The organism is Streptomyces acidicola (assembly GCF_009377235.1).
In the GTDB taxonomy this organism is placed as follows: Bacteria; Actinomycetota; Actinomycetes; order Streptomycetales; family Streptomycetaceae; genus Streptomyces; species Streptomyces acidicola.
On the sequence record NZ_VMNX01000439.1, the window covers coordinates 1 to 3,593 of the forward strand.

Annotated in this window: 5 protein-coding genes and 1 pseudogene; all 6 read right to left on the reverse strand. The window is 73.5% G+C overall.

What is annotated here, in order from left to right:
• A partial coding sequence (locus FPZ41_RS45580) for a hypothetical protein (RefSeq protein WP_407698907.1) occupies positions 1-462 on the reverse strand: 462 nt, incomplete at its 3' end.
• Positions 437-1,267: an FkbM family methyltransferase gene (locus tag FPZ41_RS45585; protein WP_152870690.1), complete on the reverse strand. Its 831-nt coding sequence runs from the start codon at positions 1,265-1,267 to the stop codon at positions 437-439. The genes FPZ41_RS45585 and FPZ41_RS45580, both read right to left, overlap by 26 nt.
• Positions 1,264-1,491 carry a Trm112 family protein gene (locus FPZ41_RS45590; RefSeq protein WP_322621566.1) on the reverse strand — a complete coding sequence of 76 codons (228 nt, stop codon included), beginning with the start codon at positions 1,489-1,491 and terminating at the stop codon, positions 1,264-1,266. The genes FPZ41_RS45585 and FPZ41_RS45590 overlap by 4 nt, the downstream gene beginning before the upstream one ends.
• Complete coding sequence (locus FPZ41_RS45595) at positions 1,488-2,402, reverse strand: hypothetical protein (protein WP_322621567.1); 915 nt, start codon at positions 2,400-2,402, stop codon at positions 1,488-1,490. Before FPZ41_RS45595 ends, FPZ41_RS45590 begins: the two co-directional genes overlap by 4 nt.
• 15 nt (positions 2,403-2,417) lie before the next feature.
• The gene (locus tag FPZ41_RS45600) at positions 2,418-3,155 is read right to left on the reverse strand and encodes a class I SAM-dependent methyltransferase (protein ID WP_152870694.1); all 738 of its coding nucleotides are present in this window, start codon (positions 3,153-3,155) and stop codon (positions 2,418-2,420) included.
• Positions 3,152-3,593 (reverse strand): annotated as a pseudogene (locus FPZ41_RS45605) (hypothetical protein); the annotation flags it as partial. The pseudogene FPZ41_RS45605 and the gene FPZ41_RS45600, both read right to left, overlap by 4 nt.

Below are 3,593 nucleotides of genomic sequence, written 5' to 3' on the forward strand. Positions count from 1 at the left end.
GGCGAAGGCGTGGGCCGCCTCGTCGACCGTGCAGGACCAGGGGGTCAGGTCGGCCAGCGTGTGCAGCTCGGGAGCGGTGGCGGCCGGGGCGCGGACGAGCCACTCGTTCCATACCGCGCCGTTCGGGGCCACCATCACCTCGAAGCGGAGGTCCGGCCAGAGGGGGACGGGCCAGCGCAGGGCCTCGCACTCCAGGTCGCCGATCTTCCGGAGTGCCACCGACTCGGGTTCGCCCAGGATCGAGCGGTATCGGGACGCGGCCGCGCGGGGGCGCGGAGAGCGGAGCATCGCCTGCCAGCGCTTGTTGGCCTCGCGCATGTCGGTGATCGAGACGCCCAGCTCACGACGGGCTTCCGCCACCAGGTCCGGATTGTGGTCGGCCATGCGGCGCAGCAGGACGAGCTGGAAGTCGAGCGGGGTGAAGGGGCCGGTGGGCCTACCGGGGGGCTTTGCGGAGGGCATGCGTCCCATGGTGGCGTACGCGGTGGTGTACGGCCTGTGCGCCCGGGCTGCGGCCGTCCGGGAGGAACAGGACCGAGTTCACGTACCGGGGGCCCCGGAAGAAGGGCAGGACGCGGCGCAGCAGGCCCTGCGACACCACATGTGACGTCCTTGCCTGGTGGGCCTCCAGCGCCGCCGGGTCCAGGGGCAGCCAGGTGCGGCCGGGGAGGACCCAGCCCGTGTAGCCGAGGCCGGCGAGGAGGTCGACGACCGGGGCGATCGGCTGGATACGGGACTCCAGTTCGATGAAGAGGGCCGGACGGTCGCGGACCAGGATGCCCCTCGCGCCGCGCAGGACCGCCGGCTCGCTGCCGTCCACGTCGATCTTGATGAAGTCGACGTCCCGCAGGCCCAGACCGTCCAACGTGACGCAGGGGACGTCCAGCGCGCGGGCGTGGATGTCCCGGCGGACGAGGGACGACACGCCCCGTTCGCCCTCGTCGCCCGGCGGCAGCCACAGGCGGGCGGTGCCGGGGTGGTCCGAGGCGGCGGCCTGGACCACGCGGACGTTCGCGGGGGTCGTCGAGGTGAGCAGCCGGGCCAGGTGGGGGACCGGTTCGACGGTGACCACCTGGTGGGCGTGCCCGGCGAGGCGGCGCGTCCACGGGCCGTACCAGCCGCCGACGTCGACCGCCGTGCCGCAGCCTGGCGGGCAGAGGTCGCCGAGGCGCGCGAGCTCCGGCTCGAAGCGCGGGTAGACGAGTCCGGCCGCGGCGGCGATCAGCCGGGTGGGCAGGTGAGGGGCGAGGCGGGCGGCGAGGGTCATGGCGATATCCGTTCGATCAGTTCCTCGTGTTCGTCCTCGGTGACCTGTTCGCCCGAGGACGGCAGCAGCTGCGGGATGCCGTCCACGATCGGGTAGCGGCGGCGCAGACGCGGGTTGTACAGCGCCTCGGGCGACCGGGGGGCTTCCCGCTGGACCACGAGGTGCAGCGGGCCCTTGTCCAGCGGGCACGCCAGGATCTTCAGGAGCGGGTCTTCGGGGTTCACGGTGGGGTCAACTCCTTGGCACCCACGGGTGGTTGGGGTGCGGGTCGGGGCGCGTCGTGTTTCGGCATCGACAGCAGTACGGTCACCGCGAGCGCCGTGCCCGCCACGCGCAGCGCCAACCGCAGCGGGTCGTCGGGCAGTGCCTCGCCGAACGACAGCGTGCCGAGCACCGCGGTGAACAGGGAGGTCACGGTGGTGCACACCGGCACGATCAGCGAGGCCCGGGAGCGCTGCAGCGCCGCCTGCGACATGACCAGCCCGAACGCGCCGGTGAAGAGAAGGAGGTACGGGTACGGGGAGCGCAGCAGGGCGAGGAGGGCCTCGACGGGCGCGCTCGTCGTGAGATGGCTCGACACGCCCTTGATGGCCAGCGAGCTCACCCCGTACAGCAGGCCCACCGCCACGCCGTAGTCCACGCCCGTGGTGGGCAGCCGGTGGCGGTGCCGGGCGCGCCGCTCGGCCGAGGCGTACAGCCACACACCGAGGGCGAGGGAGGGCACGCAGACCGTGAGGACAAGGGCGTGCGGAGCGCTGCGGCTCACCGTGTCGGAGGCCTCGTCCAGCGACAGGACCACCATCAGCAGCGCGGTCAGGATCGCGCCGAGCGCGTACCGTTCCCGTCCCGTCGTCTCTTCGCCGAGCAGCCGCGCGGACAGCAGGACCAGCAGCACGAGCCCGGAGACGAAGATGCCCTGCGCGGCGGCGATCGGCAGGGTGCGGTAGACGGCGAGCTGGGCGGCGAAGCCGGCGGCCAGGGCCAGCGAGCCGCCGATCCACAGCGGGCTGCCGAGCACCAGGCGCAGCAGCCGGAACGGCTGCCGGACCGTCACCTCGGGCAGGGAACCCAACGCCCGCTTCTCCAGGACGAATCCGGTGCTGTACAGCGCGTTCGCCAGCAGGGCCGCGGCCACTCCCCACCACATGGGCTACGTCCTGCGCGCGTGCAGCAGCAGGATCGACGCGGCCGAGGGCACCGCACAGGCCAGCCGGTCCAGTGGTCGCAGCGGACGCGGTACGCCGTGGAAGGGCGCCCCGCGCAAGCCCACGATCTCGAAGCCGGACGCCGCCACGAACTCCCGTAGCGCGCGGGCGGTGTAGAGCCGTAGATGGCCCACGACCTCCTTGCCGGGGCGGCCGTGGATCGCGCGCAGGCTCACCTCCGAGAACACGGGCTGCACTCCGGCGAGGAGCAGGGCACGGTTGTACCAGGCGGCGAGGTTGGGGGTGGAGAGCATCAGATGGCCTCCGGGGCGCAGGACCCGGCGGATCTCGTCCAGGGCCGCGTCCGGGTCGACCAGGTGCTCGACCACCTCGCTGAACAGGACGGCGTCGGCGACGGCCGACGCGAACGGCAGCCCGCCGTCGGTGAGTTCACCGCGCACCGGGTACGACAGCCGGGTGCGGGCGCGTCTGAGGGCGTCCTGGGACCAGTCGACGCCGACGATCCGGTGACCGGCGAGGAAGGGCACGGCGGTGGCGGCCGCCGTGCCGTCGCCGCAGCCGACGTCCAGGACCGTCTTCGGACCGTCGGTGGTGGCCGGTCCGAGCGCGGCGGCCAGCATGCGGGCCTGACGCTCGCTGCGGGCGGTGCCGGAGGCCACGGGGACGGAAGGGTTCTCGTAGAAGTCGCTCAGGCCGCGTCGCGGGGGTGCGGTGGCCGTCATGAGGTGCCCTCCGTGCTGGTGCCTTCCGTGCCAGTGGACTCCGTGCCAGTGAACTCCGTGATGGCGACTTCCGTGCTGTTGACCTCCGTGGTGCGCAGGTAGTGCTCGAAGAGGTCGCGCAGGCGGTCGCCGTCGCCGTGACCGAGGAGGGCGCGCGACCAGCGCAGGGCGAGGTGGAGGCGGCCCGCCGTCGAGGCGGTGGTGACGGTGAGGCCGCGCGGCATACGGGCCGGAGCCGAGAACCACACGGCGTGCGCGCGGCCCGCCCCCTCGCCGAAGTCCAGCGGGTACGGGACCCGGCCGATGTTGCTGAGCAGCGTCGTGGACGTCCAGGGGGCCGCCGCCCTGCGCAGCCCCCGGGTGAGTGCGGCCCGCACACCGACCGGGGCCCAGGGGGCGGTCAGGAGCGTGGCGCCGTGACCCAGTTGGGGGCGGGGG